A 13,433-nucleotide genomic window follows, 5' to 3' on the forward strand; every position below is an offset into this window, starting at 1 on the left:
ATGACGCAGCTTACATGCGGCGCAACGCGCCGAGGTGGACGGCCATCCCGACCAGCGGGCCGACGATGAGCGCGAGGCAGACCCGCAGGTCGATACGCTCCTGCGGCAGCGCGGGCACGAGCAGCAGCGCCAGGGCCGCGATGGTCGCGGCCCACCAGCCCACCGCGTTCGTCCGGCTGCGCCCTGTGGTCAGGCAGGACACCCCGGTGCAGGTGAGGAGCGCGATCATCGCGGCGCCGAAGGTCAACGCGGCCATCATGGGCCGCCCGAACGGCCACGCCACATGGAACACGGCGGCGAGCAGCCACGGGCCGAGCATCGCGGCGGCGGCGGCGCAGACGGTCCCGACGGCGAGCACTGCGGCGGCGGCGGCGCCGAGCGCCCGCCAGGGGCGGTCCCGGCGGTCGGTGCACCACGCGACCAGCGCCCCTTGGAACACGTTCAACGGCACGAGCAGCGGGGCCCGGGTCAGCGTGACCGCGAGGAGGAGCGCCCCGGCGCCTTCCGGCAGCCGGCCCGGCGTGGTGATCTTCAGCAGCACGGGGAACCCCATGACGAGGACGGCGCTGGCGGCGGCGGCGGCGATCGCGGCCCCGGCGCGGCGGAGGAACTCCCGCATCGGCACATCTGCCCGCGCGTTCGCGAGCGAGCGGGAGCGTTTGGAGGCGGCGAGCAGCACCAGCCACGATCCCGCGCCCGCGACAGCGGCGACGGAGAACCAGCCGGGGCCCGCGCCGAGCCTGGCGCATGCGACCGCGACCGCGAGCCGGAACGCCGCGTCGAGCACGGTGAGCGCGGCGAACGGCTTCCACGCGTACGCGGCGGAGAGGAGCCCGCCGACGGCGGCCTGGACCGCCACGGAGCACACGCTGATCGCGAAGAGGCCTGCGAGCGGCAACGCGCCGCCCGAGGATCCCGCGTCCACGAAGAGCGCCCCGGCCCACAGCGGCGCCGTGACGAGCGCCGCCCCGCCTGCCAGCACGCCGACACCGATGCCCGCGACCAGGGGCCGAGCCGGTTCCTCTGGGCTCCAAGCGGATGAGATCCAAGGCGGCAGGAGCCGACGCGCGCTGGGGAGGGGGGAAGGCGCGCGAGGCGGCGACAACGCAGGAGATCGCCGCTCGGGCGCAGCGGCGGTTCTCGCCCGGACGGCGCGGGCCGACTCTTGGAGCACGCCGTTCAACGCGCCGGTGGCCAGGCCGAACGCGGACCAGAAGACGAACCAGCCCGTGTATGCCGCCTCGGTCAGGCTCCGCGCGGCGAGGAGGAGCACCAGGTACCCGCTCGCCGCGGAGAACGCGGTCGCGAGGCCGACGTTCAGCACGGCGGGACGTTGGGCGCTCATCCCAGCATGATGTCACACCGGGGGCCGGGTCCTTCTGGGGAAAATATGACCCAAGTTACATACAGCTGCGGCTTGTGATGGACGCTGTGTAGATCTCGACACACAACAAGGTTATGCTATCGCTATGACGCAAATCTCAGTTTCGCCCGAGATCGATTCGCTCCCCGCCGAGGGCCAGTCGCAGCCCAAGCAGATCGACGTGCTCATCGTCGGAGCGGGCTTCAGCGGCATCTGCGCCGGGGTCAAGCTGCAGGAGGCGGGCGTCCGCGACTTCCTGATCGTGGAGAAGGGGGACGACTTCGGCGGGACGTGGTGGCACAACACCTACCCCGGTTGCGCGGTGGACGTGACCTCGCCGATGTACTCCTTCTCGTTCGCGCAGAAGTCCGACTGGTCGAACCTGTTCGCCCCGCAGCCCGAGCTGTTCGCGTACGCGAAAAAGGTGGCCTCGGACTACAACCTGCCGCCCTACACCCGGTTCGGCGTCGCGGTCGAGCGGCTCGTGTTCGACGAGGCGGCCGACCGCTGGGACGTGTTCCTCTCGGACGGCAGCACATACAGCGCCCGCGTGGTGATCGGCGGCTTCGGCGGTCTGCACGTCCCGAAGATCCCCGAGTTCGACGGCCTCTCGAAATTCCAGGGACCGGTGTTCCACTCCGCCCAGTGGCGCCACGACATCGACCTGAAGGGCAAGAAGGTCGTCGTCATCGGCACCGGGGCCTCGGCGGTCCAGTTCGTCCCCGAGGTCGCGAAAGAGGCGGAGCAGCTGACCGTCTTCATGCGCTCTCCGCACTGGGTCCTGCCCCGGCTGGACTACGAGATCAAGCCGTGGCAGCACGCGATCCTCAAGCATGTCCCCGGCGCCCGGCGCCTCCTGCGGGCCAGCGCCTACTTCATCTACGAGGCGTTCGTGTTCAACCTCTTCTTCCCGAAGATCTTCGCCCGGTTCTTCGAGGCCGCGTCGAAGGCGCATCTCGCCCGGCAGGTCGCCGACCCGCAGCTGCGGGAGCTGCTGACCCCGAACTGGCGGTTCGGCTGCAAGCGCGTCGTCATGTCGAGCACGTACTACCCCGCGCTGCAGCGGCCGAATGTGACCCTGGAGCACAGCGGCGTCGCGGAGTTCGCCGAACGCGGCGTGCGCAGCGCCGACGGGACATTGCACGAGGCGGACGTGGTGGTCTTGGGCACCGGCTTCGAGACGACCGAAGGGGTGCTGCACCTCCCGGTCGTCGGACGAGGGGGGAAGTCCCTCGCCGACGAGTGGCACGCCAACGGGCCGGAGCAGTTCCTCGGCCTCGGGATGCACGGCTTCCCGAACCTCTTCACCCTGGTCGGGCTGAACACGACGGGCGGCAACCAATCGGTCATCTTCGCCATCGAGGCGCAGATGCACTACATCGGCCAGGCCATCCAATGGATCCTCGGGCGCGGCTCGTCGGCCACCAGGGTGGAGCTGCGCGAGAGCGTCCAACGCGACTACAACAGGGACGTGCAGCAGAAGCTCAAGAGCTCGGTGTGGCTCATCGGCGGCTGCAAGAGCTGGTACCTCGACAGCCAGGGCCGCAACGCGATCGCCTGGCCGGGCTTCTCGGTCGGGCTGTGGTGGAAAACCCGCAACGCGAAGAAGACGGACTGGGAGCTGTCGAGCGCCGAGAGCCGGGGCTTCGACGGCGGCTACACGGGCGGCGCGGAGATCGTGCTCGCGGGCGAGCGGGTTCCGGTCTCCGTGGAGCTGCGCGGGCACCGCGACCCGGTCGGCGGGAAAGACCACTGGTACGGCCAGGTCGAGAAGAACGCCCGAGTCGCCGAGCTGCGCGCTGCGGGCGGCGCGGAGGTCGAGCTCCAGCTGCCGGGCCGCGAGCCCGTCGCCGTCCGCCTCGCGGAGGCGGACGCGCACGGCAATATCCGCATCGTCGGCGCGGGAGCTGCGCCGTTCGGGTCGGAGCCAGCGGTGCTGGAGGCTCGGGCGTAACGCGGACGGATGCGGACATTGCCTGAAGGCGCTGTGTTTGTCTGGTCGCTCCGGACTTCGTCCTGCGCTTCTGGCCCCGCATCGTCGGCGCGGGGGCTGCGCCGTTCGGGTCGGAGCCAGCGGTGCTGGAGGCTCGGGCGTAACGCGGACGGTGGCGCTCCGAGGGACGCGCAGTAAGCTGGTGGCATGAGTCTTCCGATCAAGCTCGGCTACAAGGCGTCCGCAGAGCAGTTCAACCCCCGCGAACTCGTCGAATACACCGTCGCGGCGGAGCGCCACGGCTTCGACAGCGTGGTGGTGAGCGACCATTTCCAGCCGTGGCGCTACACCGGCGGGCATGCGCCGTGGGCGCTCGCCTGGATCGGGGCCGTCGGCGAGCGCACGAGCCGGGTGCAGATCGGCACGTCCGTGCTCACGCCCACCTTCCGCTACAACCCGGCGATCATCGCGCAGGCCTTCGCCACGTACGGCGAGCTGTACCCCGGCCGGATCTTCTTGGGCGTCGGCACCGGCGAGGCGCTCAACGAGCAGGCCGTCGGCCTGAAGGAATGGCCGGAGTTCAAGGAGCGCTTCGCCCGCCTGCGGGAGTCGGTGGAGCTGATGCGCAAGCTGTGGACCGAGGACCGGGTCAATTTCGAGGGCGAGTACTACTCGACCGTCGACGCGACGATCTACGACAAGCCGTCCGAGCCGATTCCGATCTACGTGAGCGCGGGCGGCGCCGTGGTCGCCAGGTACGCGGGCCGCGCGGGCGACGGCTTCATCTGCACCTCCGGCAAGGGCGCGGAGCTGTACACCGAGACGTTGCTCCCCGCCGTCAAAGAGGGGGCGGACAAGGTCGGGCGCGATGTGAACGGCATCGACAAGCTCATCGAGATCAAATTGTCCTACGACCCGGACCCGTGGCTCGCGCTCAACAACACCAGGTTCTGGTCCCCGCTCTCCCTCTCCGCCGAGCAGAAGCACTCGCTTTCGGACCCGAAGGAGATGGAGGCGGCGGCCGACGCGCTGCCGATGGACCAGATCGCGAAGCGGTGGATCGTCGCGAGCGATCCGGACGAGGCCGTCGAGAAGATCAAGTTCTACACCGACCTCGGGCTGAACCATCTGGTCTTCCACGCCCCCGGGCACGACCAGCTGCGGTTCTTGGAAGTGTTCGAACGAGACTTGGCTCCCCGCCTGCGCGCGCTCTGAGGCTGTCGAGAGGCCCGGGCCGAAGGGTTTTCTGGCATGTTGACACAGACTGCGCTTGTGTCAACATGAGGCCATAAAATGCCTGATCATAGAAGTTGTGCGCAACCCAGCTGTGCGTTACACTGATCGTGGCGACCCGCTCCCCGCCCTTGTTTTCCCCTCCCCCCGTCTGGGGCGGGTTGAGCGGGTCGCTCTTTTCATTTCAAGAGAGCGCCCGAGGCGATATTGACTTCGGGGAATCACGTGGATGAGATCCAAGGCGCGACCCGACGTTGCGTACGAGGAAGGGGGAGCTTGCGGAAGTAGTACGCGAGGAGGGGCGCAACGCGAGAGATCGCCGCGTGAGCCTCGAAGGATCAGAAGAGGCTGCGGGGGCGGACGAGATTCGCCAGGTCCACGAGCGCGTAACGCTGGCTGCGGCTCGCCGCGCGTTTCGCGAGCGCCCGGAGCGCGGACTCGTTCTGGCGGCGCAGCCCGTTCAAGGTGAATGGTTTGGCGAGGAAATTGCCGTTGGGCGGGGGCGAGTGGGCGGGCCGCTCCTGCATCCACTGCAGCGCCTTGCCGAGGACGAACGCGCGGGCGGCCAAGGCGCGGGGCTCCTCCTGGGGGAGGGTCTGCTGGCGGTCGGCGGCCGCGCGGAGCCGTTCCTCGTCGATCTTGTCTTGCAGCAGGATGACGATCGCTGTCACTTTCGCCGTCGTCGCGTGGCGCGAGCTGGCGGGCACTTTGTCCAGCGCCGCGACGGCACCCATCGGGTCGCCCTCGGCCGCGAGCCTGCGGGCGAGGCCGAACGCGGCGCTGACCAGCGCGTCGTCGGTGCTCCAGCACAGCCGGTACAGGGTCTTCGCGGCAGGATCGTCCAGAAGCTCCAACACGGCGGCGAGCGCGAGTTTGGGGGCAGGCTCGCCCGGCAGCATCGCCCAGACCTCTTTGAACGATTTCTTCGCCTCTTCGAGGTCGCCCTGCAGCAGCGAGAGGTTCCCCTGGTACCAGGACGGCCGCCAGTTGCGCGGGGCGTAGAGGTTGTCGAGGAGCTTGCCCGCCTTGTCGAGCTCGCCGAGGCCAGTGTGGACCCGCACGGCCGCGAGCACCGTCTCGGTGTCGTCGGGGTCGGCCTCCAACGCGGCGGTCACGGACTCCAGCGCATGTTCTGGCTTCGTGTGCAGCAGGGTCGCCAGGAGCGCGGCGGACGGATGCGCCGGATCGACGAGCGGCAGCGGGAGCGCCTGGACGACTTCTTTCGGCTGGAGCTCGCCCCGGCGGTCCCGCCCGTCCGCGTACACGTCCAGCCTGCGCGACAGCACGTCCGTGCCGAACTCGGCGCGGGTCGCGGTGAACAGGGTGGAGCTCGCGGGATACGGCCTGCTCCGACGTTCCGCGAGGACTTCTCGCAGCACCCCGGACATCTGCGCCGACATCTCGGTCGCGGACTGGAACCGGGCCCTGGAGTTCGGGTGCGTCGCACGCAGAAGGAACTGGTAGTAGGAGGGGTAGCGGGCGAAAAGCGGCTCCTCCTCCGGCGTGGGCAGGCCCTCCGCGTAACGCCCCTTCGAGAGCGGGAGGTCCACGGTGAGCACGGCGAGCGTGCGTCCGACGGTGAACAGGTCGGTTTGGACGGTGGGGCCGGTGAGGGTGAGCTCGGGGGCCTGGTAGCCGACCGTGCCGTACAGCCGGTCGGTGTCGTGCATGCTGGTCACCGCGCCGAGGTCGATGAGCGTGAGCTGGCCCTCGGTGAGCATGATGTTCTCGGGCTTGAGGTCGTTGTAGGCCAGGCCGATGGAGTGCAGGTACCCGAGCGCGGGCATGACCTCCATGAGGAACGCGAGCGCCTGCTCCACGGGCAGGCTCTCGCGGTGCAGGGCGTTGACGAGCGGCGGGGAGCCAGGCTCGCGCCCGTACAGGAGGTCGCGCAGCGACACGCCGCCGATGTACTGCATGACGATGTAGCCGACCGGGACCCCGTCCGGGTCCGGGTGCTCCACGAAGTTCAAGATCTCCACGATGCCCGGGTGGGAGACCTCGGAGAGGAATTGGCGCTCGGCCCGCGCGATGGCTTGGGCGCTCGCGTCGCCGCGCGAGAGCAGGCCTTTGAGCACCACGGGCCGGTCGTCGACGTTGCTGTCCTCCGCGAGGTAGATCCACCCGAGGCCGCCGTGCGCGATCGGGCCGCGCACCACGTACTGGCCCGCGACGACCTCCCCGGATTTCAGCTGCGGGAGGAAGGAGAACGGGGTGTTGCATTTCGCGCAGACCCCTTCGGGCAGGCCGGGGCCGTCGGGGCCCTTGCGGCCGACCGGCGCGTGGCACTTCCAGCAGTAGCGCTTGTTCTCTGGCACCTGCGGGTCCGGCATGAGGGCGAGGGCGGGCTCCAACGCGGGCACGGGCGGGATGCGGACGAGGCCGCCGCCGATGAGCCGCTCGGACACGGGGACGGTCACCGTGCGCTCGAAGCGCCGGGTCGGGCCGCTTGTCTCGACCGGCGCGGTGGGAACGGGCTGGGTGGTGTCGGGGTAGAACGCTTCGGTCATGGCGCGGTCGGACCCTCGGGGGCGTATTGGGGGGTCGAGGGAGCCCGGTTGCACGGGGAGAATTTGAGGTTGTTCCGGCAGATATCGGCCCAGGCGCCGTCGGCCTTGATCTTCTCGATGATCCCGTTGACCACGCGTTGGAGCTCTTCCTCGCCTTTGTGCATGCCGATGCCGTACACCTGGCGGCCCAGCTGCAACGCGGAGAGGAAGTAGAGGTTGGGGTCCTGGTCGTAGAACCCGTACAGGATGGACTCGTCCGAGGTGATGGCGTCCACCGAGCCCTGCTGCATGGCGACGAGGCAGTCTGCCCAGGTGGTCGTGCCGAGGATCTTCGCGGTGGGGAACAGGTGGTGGAATTGCGCGATCGACGTCGTGCCCCGTGCGGCGCAGACGGTGGACTCGCCGAGGATTCTGCGGTCGGCGAGCGTGGTGGCGTTCGCATTGGTCGCGGCCATCACGCGTTGGTCGGTCTCGAAGTACGGCTCGGAGAAGGTCACGTCCTTGGCCCGGTCGCAAGTGATGCTCATTGTTTTGACGACGAGGTCGACCGTGTCGTTCTCCAAGGCCGCGGTGCGGCCCGCCGACGAGATGATCCGGTACTCCACCCTGCCGGGGTCGCCGAGCATGCCCTGCGCGATCTCCCTGGCCATGGCGACGTCGAACCCTTTCATCTCGCCGGTGGCGGTGTCCCGGTAGCTGAACGGATAGGTGCCCTGGTCGAGGCCGACGACGAGCCTGCCCCTGGCGAGGACGCGGTCGAGCCGTCCGCCGGGGATCGGGTCGTGGTTGCCCTGGTAGGGGCGCAGCGGCAAGGGGGGCTGGCACTGGTCGAGCGGGTTGTCGCCGAGCTCGGCGGGGTTGAGCAGCGAAGCGCCTGCGGGCAAGAGCGGCGGCAGCGACACGCTCGGCTGCGCGATCACGACGGCGCCCTCGCTCGAGCAGCTCGCGAGGGACGCGACTGCGAGGAGGGCCGAGAGGGCGCGGACGGCGCTGGTCCGGACGGCGGCGGGCAGCTTCATGCGCGGTACTCGCCGAGTCGGGGCCAGTATCCCGCGACGACGAAGGCGACGGCGCAGAGAGTCAGGAAGACGGTCGCGGGGGCAAGCGCGGTCAACGACTCCCGCGCCTGGGCGACCGAGTCGCGCAGCGTCCGCCGCGAATGCTCGATGTCCGAGGTGAGGGCGTTGTCCAGCGCCCGGTACTGGGCGGCGCAGGCGTCCGGGCCGGGGCCGATCGCCAGCTCCACCGATTCGCCGTACATGCCTGCGGCGAGGTCCTTGCGCAGCTGCTCGTGGGTTTTCGTCCAGGCGTTGACCGCGGCGGCGGCGGCTTTGCGGGCTCCGGGCTCGCCCTGCGCCGAGTCCAGCTTGCCGAGCTGCTCGTGCGCCGCGGCCATGCTGGAGCGGTAGTTCTGTTCGAGTTGGTCCTCGTCGCCCCGGCGGAGCAGTTGGAGGGTCTCTTGGGTGCGGGCCTGCTGCACGTTGATCCTGGCCGCCGTGAGCGTCCGCAAGGGGTCGGTGCCCTCGCTCTGGCCCTCGCCGCTGAGCGTCACAAGCAGGACGGACGAGACGAGGAACCAGAGCAGGAGGACCGCGAAGCAGCCGCTCGCGAGGATGAGGCCGGGGTTGAACCTGCGCCGGGACCGTTTGGCGAGGCGCAGCTGCGCGAGGACGAGGCAGCCCAATGTCGCCATGAGGAGCAGGGTGAGGCCCCAGGGCGGCTGGGTCTGCTGCCCCTGCGCGTTCTCCAGCGCGTCGATCTGGTCGCGGTGCATGCGCTCTGCGGCAGGCAGGAGCACGGACTGCATGAGATGGGAGGCTTGGCTGAGGTAGGCCGCGCCGACGGGTTTGCCCGCCCGGTTGTAGACCTTCGCGCTCTCGACCAGCCTGGTGTAGACGGGGAGCTCTTCGGCGATGGTCTGCAGCTGGGAGCTTTGCAGGTTGGAGGCGACTTGCACCGTCGCCGCGCTCGCGGCCGCGATGGCTTTGTCGTACCGGTCGCGCATCTCCTGCGACTCCAGCCCCGGCGAGAGGAACACGGCTCCGGTGACGGCGTCGGCGATGGAGAGCTCGGTGTACAAGGTCAGCGTGACATTGGTGAGGGGCTCGGCCCGGTGCAGGGTCGTGTCGAGCCCTCGGGTGCGGTCCGCCATCGACTGCGCGGCGGTGACCCCGGCGATGACGATGAGCAGAATCAGGCCGAACGCCGTGGCGGCGAGCCTGCCGGGACTGGTCTGCGCCCGTTCCCAGAGCAGCTCGAGAAAGTCGATCTCCGCGTCGGCCCCGCCCGCGCGCCGGAACGGCGTGGAGTCGGTTCTGAGCACCGAGAGGGGAGATAAGGTTCGCACCGTCACCCCTTTCGTAGCCTGCTGTCAGTTCTTCGGGCTGCTCTTTCTCAGAGATTCCTCAGAACTCTTTTCGAAGTCTAGCGTGGCTTCTTGAGTAGCCGGGAACTTCCCCGGCCTCATATCCGACTTGTGACATATGACGACGACTGTCTTGTCGGAGGCGCCGGGGCCGACTGCGCTCACAGGCCGGAGAACAGCGGTTTTAACGTTTTTCCGGAGGCTGCACTTCTATGTCGGCGTGTTCGTCGGCCCGTTCCTCCTCATCTCGGCGATCACGGGCGTGATGTACACCGTCGCCCCGGGCGTCGCGCAGGCCGCGCACCGCCACGAGCTTTCGGTCGATGTGGTCAAGGCCGCTAAACTTCCGCTGTCGCAGCAGGTCCGCGCCGCGCAGCTGGCATATCCTGGCCGGGCCGTCGTGTCGGTCGCGACCGGGGAGGACGCTCGGGCGACGACCCGGATCGCCATGTCCGGGGCGGGTTGCCCGTGCGCCGTGTTCGTCGACCCCTACACCGCCGAGTTCCGAGGCGAGACCGCTGGCGACGGAGTGCAGGTCTTCGAGGCGAAATGGGTCGACGACCTGCACCGGACGTTGTTCCTCGGCGAGTTCGGGCGCAACTATGCGGAGCTTTCTGCGAGTTGGCTGTGGGTTTTGGCGCTTTCGGGGCCGGTGCTCTGGTTTTTGGGGCCGAGGCGCAGACGTGCTTCCGGGCAGGATCGACGCCAGGGCCTGCGGAGCAAGCACGCGAAACTGGGGTTGGTCCTCTCGGCGGGCTTGCTCTTCCTGTCGGCTTCGGGTTTGTCGTGGTCCTTGCACGCCGGGGACAACATCGACCAGTTGCGCACGGCGTTGTCCGGAGCGAATCCGCCGCTCGCCAAAGCGCTGCCTGCCACGACAGCGCCCCGCCCGGCGCCCGTGGCGCAGGACCAGCCGGAGTGGCTGGCGAGGCTCGACCGGGTGGAGGCCGGGGCGCGCTCGGTCGGCCTGGTCGACCCGCTGGTCGTCTCGCCGTCGGGGAAAGCTGGCGCCGCGTGGACGACGTCGGACCGCAAGCGGTCGTACCCGTTCCGGTACGACCGGGCTTCGGTCGATCCGGCGACGGGCGCCGTCGTGGCGGTCAGCCAGTTCGAGGACTGGCCGATGCTCGCGAAAATCACGCAGTGGGCCATCGCCCTGCACATGGGCCTCTTGTTCGGCTGGGCGAACCAGCTTGCCCTCGCGGTGGTGGGGATAGGATTGGTCGTGATGATTCTTTACGGCTACCGCATGTGGTGGCTCCGTTCCCGTCGCGGCGGCGACGGCCTCTGGGCTGCCGCGCCCGAGCGCGGGGCGCTCGCAGATTTGTCGCCTGCTGTCGCCGCCGTGCTGGTGGGCGCGCTGTTGTTCGCGGGCTGGTTCCTGCCTGTGTTCGGCGCGAGCCTTGCCGCGTTCGTCGTGGTCGATGTGTTGTTGGGGTTGCGAGCGAGGCGATCCCCCGCAAGCGGGAGGCGCCCCCAGGAGCACGCGGCCGAATGATCGTCGACCCGTGGCTGAGCTGGGTGCTCGTCGTCCTTTTCGTGTGTTCGGGGGGCTACTGCCTGTGGCGGCTGCTGCGTCCGGGGATCTGGCGGAGCAAGGTCGGCCACGTCTTCCATCTGCTCATGTGTTTGTCGATGCTCGCGATGATCAGGCCGGGGACTCCCACGGTCCCGTATCCGGCGCAGTTCGCGGTGTTCGCGGTCGGGACCGTGTGGTTCGTCCTGCTCGCGTTCGCCCGCAGCCCGCGCTACCAGGGCATGGCCGGTTTTGTCTGCGCGTCGGGCAAGGGGACCACGTGGTACCACGCGGTGATGATGGCGGCGATGCTGTGGATGACGGTGGTCATGGGGGGATGGCTGGTCGGAGGCTTCGAGCCCGAGCGGCCCGCGCAGGCCGCGTCTGGCCACGACCACGGCGGCATGGCAGGGATGGACATGGCGGGGCATCAGATGGGCGCGCAGGCGCCGAGCCCCGCCCAGCATTCCGCGCCGATGTGGACGACGGTGCTCGACGTGGCGCTCGGCGTGGTGTTCTTCGCGGCGGTGCTGTGGTGGCTGCGATGTTATTTCGAGCTGCGCAAGGACCGGGGGCGTTCCCTCGCGGCCGAGGCGGAGCTGCTCTGCGAGACGGCGATGGCGCTCGGCATGGGGATCATGGTTCTCGTCATGGCCTGAGCATCGGATTCGGGGATTTTTCTTTTATTCTCCTTGTGCTGCCCGGCGTTTTCGGGTTGTATCAAACATATGCGCGGCGCGGCGGCGCCGGTCCGGCGTGTGCGAGCGTCTTTCGCCTGTCCCGTCTGCGGCTTGCCGAACGTCCTGGCGGCGTGCTGGACTATTGCGGAATCGGTCTTAGAACTGGGCTGTGGGGAATTGGCGGGCGGGATAAAATATCGAGGTGATGTTCCGGCAAACAGCCTTACCGTGGTGAAGCAAGCCGTGACGCTTGAAGAGCTGGGCAGCAAGCTGCGCCGCTTGTTCGATCTTCTGGACGACCGCGCCGAGCTTGACAGGCTCGCGCTGCGATGCGACGAGGCATTTCGCCGAGCGCAAGTCGATATGCCGCCTCCCGGCATGTTGGCAGGCGGGCGACGTTGGCGACGATCAGCGGAATAGGCGAGATCTGCTTTTAGGACACGGCTGTTCCTCAGGCAAAACCAAGCCGGTAGTCGGCGCTCGGACAGCACTGCGCACTCGGCCGGATCGCTGGAGAAGACCGCCTGCGTCCACCACAGCAAACTTGTGGCCGAAGCCGGGCGGTTGGCTTGTGCGGGTCTCTGTCGGAGGGGCCAATAGCTTTTCCCTCCTCAGGTTGTGATGTCGAGTCCGTTCGTGATGTCTTTGATGTCTGCTGCGAGCACGTTGGCCTGTGCGACCGTTGTGGTCACGATAAGTTGCACGAGGTAGCGCCCCGCTGGGGTCTGCGCTATGACGTTCCTGTGGGAGATCCGCAGCTGTTTGTCGTCGTTGTAGGTGTATGAGCCTTCGATGGCGGAGGACGGCTGTCCTTGGAAGTCGTTCAGAGAGGCGTTGGTCTGGTGGAAGCTTGGCAGACGCTGGGTGTCGGTCAAACCACGAAGGACAGCTCCCCTGGGGTCGAAGGAGCCCGCAAGCTTATAAACGAGGACGATGCCGTTCGGGGTGAAATCCGGGTCGATCTCGCTCTGTCCCGTCAGGACGAGGTAGGTGTCGGGGGATTGGACAGCGCTCCATCCGGGCGGAATGCGCTCGACAACCCTCAAGGCCGCCGGGTCGTTCGGTGTTTGGAGCACAAGCGCCACCCCTTGGTCGCGCAGAAATTGGTCGATCGTCGTGTCGTTGACGGGAGAGGGGGCGGCGGGCTTGGTCGTGGGATGCGGTGTTTGGCGCGTGGCGATATAGATGAGGATCGCCGCGGCAGCCACGACTGCGACACTCCACAGCAGGAGGGACCGCCTGTCGTTCACTGCCAGGGCACGCAGGCTCTTGGCTTTCGCCGGGTTCTCAACCTCGTTCATATCGTCATTTCCTCATGTTTTCTCGCCCCAGAACACCAACGCCGTGTCAGGGGCGAGCCGCTGTGCCGCCGCCGATGAAGCCACCCGCTGTTTTGATCCCATTTCCGATCAGTCCGCCCAACGAAGCGGCGGGCGAACTCCCGAGGTTGGACACTGCTTTGCCCACGAATTGGCTGGCAGAGCTGACGATTGGAATGCCCGCTCCGAAGCCTGCGATGAGCGCTCCCGGACTGGAGCCGATTGCTGCGCCGATCTCGGAGAGCCCGGCAGGGGCGGTGCCCGTGGCGCCGGTGACGGCTCCGCGGACCGCGCCGAGCACCCCACCGCTGCTCAAGCCCGCGACAGCTCCTGCGACAGCGCCGTCCGCCGCGCCGCCCAACGCGCCGCCGACCGAAGCCCCGATCCTCGGAGCCGCAGCTGCGGCCAATTTGCCTGCCAATTTGCCGACCCCGCTGCCGAGCATGGTGCCTATGGCGGTTCCGGCAGCACCGAGCGCCGGCGCGCCGGCCACCGTGCCGACCCCCGCCCCCAA

General features: G+C 68.5%; 10 protein-coding genes and 1 pseudogene. 5 read left to right on the top strand and 6 right to left on the bottom strand.

Annotated elements, in window-relative coordinates:
- Window positions 1-10: 10 nt before the first annotated feature.
- The gene (locus ACRC20_RS00080) at window positions 11-1,345 is read right to left on the bottom strand and encodes a polysaccharide biosynthesis protein (RefSeq protein WP_438684289.1); all 1,335 of its coding nucleotides are present in this window, start codon (window positions 1,343-1,345) and stop codon (window positions 11-13) included.
- Between the two features lie 124 nt (window positions 1,346-1,469).
- Here ACRC20_RS00080 and ACRC20_RS00085 point away from each other — a divergent pair, with 124 nt between their 5' ends.
- On the top strand, window positions 1,470-3,317 hold the full coding sequence (locus ACRC20_RS00085) for a DUF4873 domain-containing protein (protein ID WP_438684290.1): 1,848 nt from the start codon (window positions 1,470-1,472) through the stop codon (window positions 3,315-3,317).
- A gap of 186 nt (window positions 3,318-3,503) precedes the next feature.
- Window positions 3,504-4,511: a glucose-6-phosphate dehydrogenase (coenzyme-F420) gene (fgd, locus tag ACRC20_RS00090; protein ID WP_438684291.1), complete on the top strand. Its 1,008-nt coding sequence runs from the start codon at window positions 3,504-3,506 to the stop codon at window positions 4,509-4,511.
- Window positions 4,512-4,867: 356 nt separating this feature from the next.
- Here fgd and ACRC20_RS00095 read toward each other — a convergent pair whose 3' ends face one another.
- The 3 genes from ACRC20_RS00095 to ACRC20_RS00105 are packed head-to-tail and all read right to left on the bottom strand — an operon-like array spanning window position 4,868 to window position 9,386.
- Entirely contained in the window at window positions 4,868-7,039 is a 2,172-nt protein-coding gene (locus tag ACRC20_RS00095) for a tetratricopeptide repeat protein (RefSeq protein WP_438684292.1), read from the bottom strand.
- Window positions 7,036-8,058 (bottom strand): glutamate ABC transporter substrate-binding protein, encoded by a 1,023-nt coding sequence (locus ACRC20_RS00100; RefSeq protein ID WP_438684293.1) that lies wholly within the window; start codon window positions 8,056-8,058, stop codon window positions 7,036-7,038. The genes ACRC20_RS00095 and ACRC20_RS00100 overlap by 4 nt, the downstream gene beginning before the upstream one ends.
- On the bottom strand, window positions 8,055-9,386 hold the full coding sequence (locus ACRC20_RS00105; RefSeq protein WP_438684294.1) for a hypothetical protein: 1,332 nt from the start codon (window positions 9,384-9,386) through the stop codon (window positions 8,055-8,057). The genes ACRC20_RS00100 and ACRC20_RS00105 overlap by 4 nt, the downstream gene beginning before the upstream one ends.
- Window positions 9,387-9,522: 136 nt before the next feature.
- On the opposite strand from ACRC20_RS00105, the gene ACRC20_RS00110 reads away from it, so the two are divergent.
- The 3 genes from ACRC20_RS00110 (at window position 9,523) to ACRC20_RS00120 (ending at window position 12,020) form a co-directional block, all read left to right on the top strand.
- The gene (locus tag ACRC20_RS00110; RefSeq protein WP_438684295.1) at window positions 9,523-10,902 is read left to right on the top strand and encodes a PepSY-associated TM helix domain-containing protein; all 1,380 of its coding nucleotides are present in this window, start codon (window positions 9,523-9,525) and stop codon (window positions 10,900-10,902) included.
- Window positions 10,899-11,579 carry a DUF5134 domain-containing protein gene (locus tag ACRC20_RS00115; protein ID WP_438684296.1) on the top strand — a complete coding sequence of 227 codons (681 nt, stop codon included), beginning with the start codon at window positions 10,899-10,901 and terminating at the stop codon, window positions 11,577-11,579. The genes ACRC20_RS00110 and ACRC20_RS00115 overlap by 4 nt, the downstream gene beginning before the upstream one ends.
- A gap of 132 nt (window positions 11,580-11,711) precedes the next feature.
- Window positions 11,712-12,020: a hypothetical protein gene (locus ACRC20_RS00120; protein ID WP_438684297.1), complete on the top strand. Its 309-nt coding sequence runs from the start codon at window positions 11,712-11,714 to the stop codon at window positions 12,018-12,020.
- Window positions 12,021-12,211: 191 nt separating this feature from the next.
- On the opposite strand, the gene ACRC20_RS00125 is transcribed toward ACRC20_RS00120, so the two are convergent.
- Window positions 12,212-12,901: an LpqN/LpqT family lipoprotein gene (locus tag ACRC20_RS00125; protein WP_438684298.1), complete on the bottom strand. Its 690-nt coding sequence runs from the start codon at window positions 12,899-12,901 to the stop codon at window positions 12,212-12,214.
- A 46-nt stretch (window positions 12,902-12,947) separates the two neighbouring features.
- Window positions 12,948-13,433: pseudogene (locus ACRC20_RS00130) on the bottom strand (hypothetical protein); the annotation flags it as partial.

Origin of the sequence: Segniliparus sp. (assembly GCF_051660745.1) — a bacterium.
In the GTDB taxonomy this organism is placed as follows: domain Bacteria; phylum Actinomycetota; class Actinomycetes; order Mycobacteriales; family Mycobacteriaceae; genus Segniliparus.

Excerpts from the sequence above, each read along its gene's own strand:
- ACRC20_RS00110 (WP_438684295.1), top strand. The coding sequence starts at position 9,523 with ATGACGACGACTGTCTTGTCGGAGGCGCCGGGGCCGACTGCGCTCACA.
- ACRC20_RS00080 (WP_438684289.1), bottom strand. The coding sequence starts at position 1,345 with ATGAGCGCCCAACGTCCCGCCGTGCTGAACGTCGGCCTCGCGACCGCG.
- fgd (WP_438684291.1), top strand. The coding sequence starts at position 3,504 with ATGAGTCTTCCGATCAAGCTCGGCTACAAGGCGTCCGCAGAGCAGTTC.
- ACRC20_RS00085 (WP_438684290.1), top strand. The coding sequence starts at position 1,470 with ATGACGCAAATCTCAGTTTCGCCCGAGATCGATTCGCTCCCCGCCGAG.
- ACRC20_RS00115 (WP_438684296.1), top strand. The coding sequence starts at position 10,899 with ATGATCGTCGACCCGTGGCTGAGCTGGGTGCTCGTCGTCCTTTTCGTG.
- ACRC20_RS00125 (WP_438684298.1), bottom strand. The coding sequence starts at position 12,901 with ATGAACGAGGTTGAGAACCCGGCGAAAGCCAAGAGCCTGCGTGCCCTG.
- ACRC20_RS00100 (WP_438684293.1), bottom strand. The coding sequence starts at position 8,058 with ATGAAGCTGCCCGCCGCCGTCCGGACCAGCGCCGTCCGCGCCCTCTCG.
- ACRC20_RS00095 (WP_438684292.1), bottom strand. The coding sequence starts at position 7,039 with ATGACCGAAGCGTTCTACCCCGACACCACCCAGCCCGTTCCCACCGCG.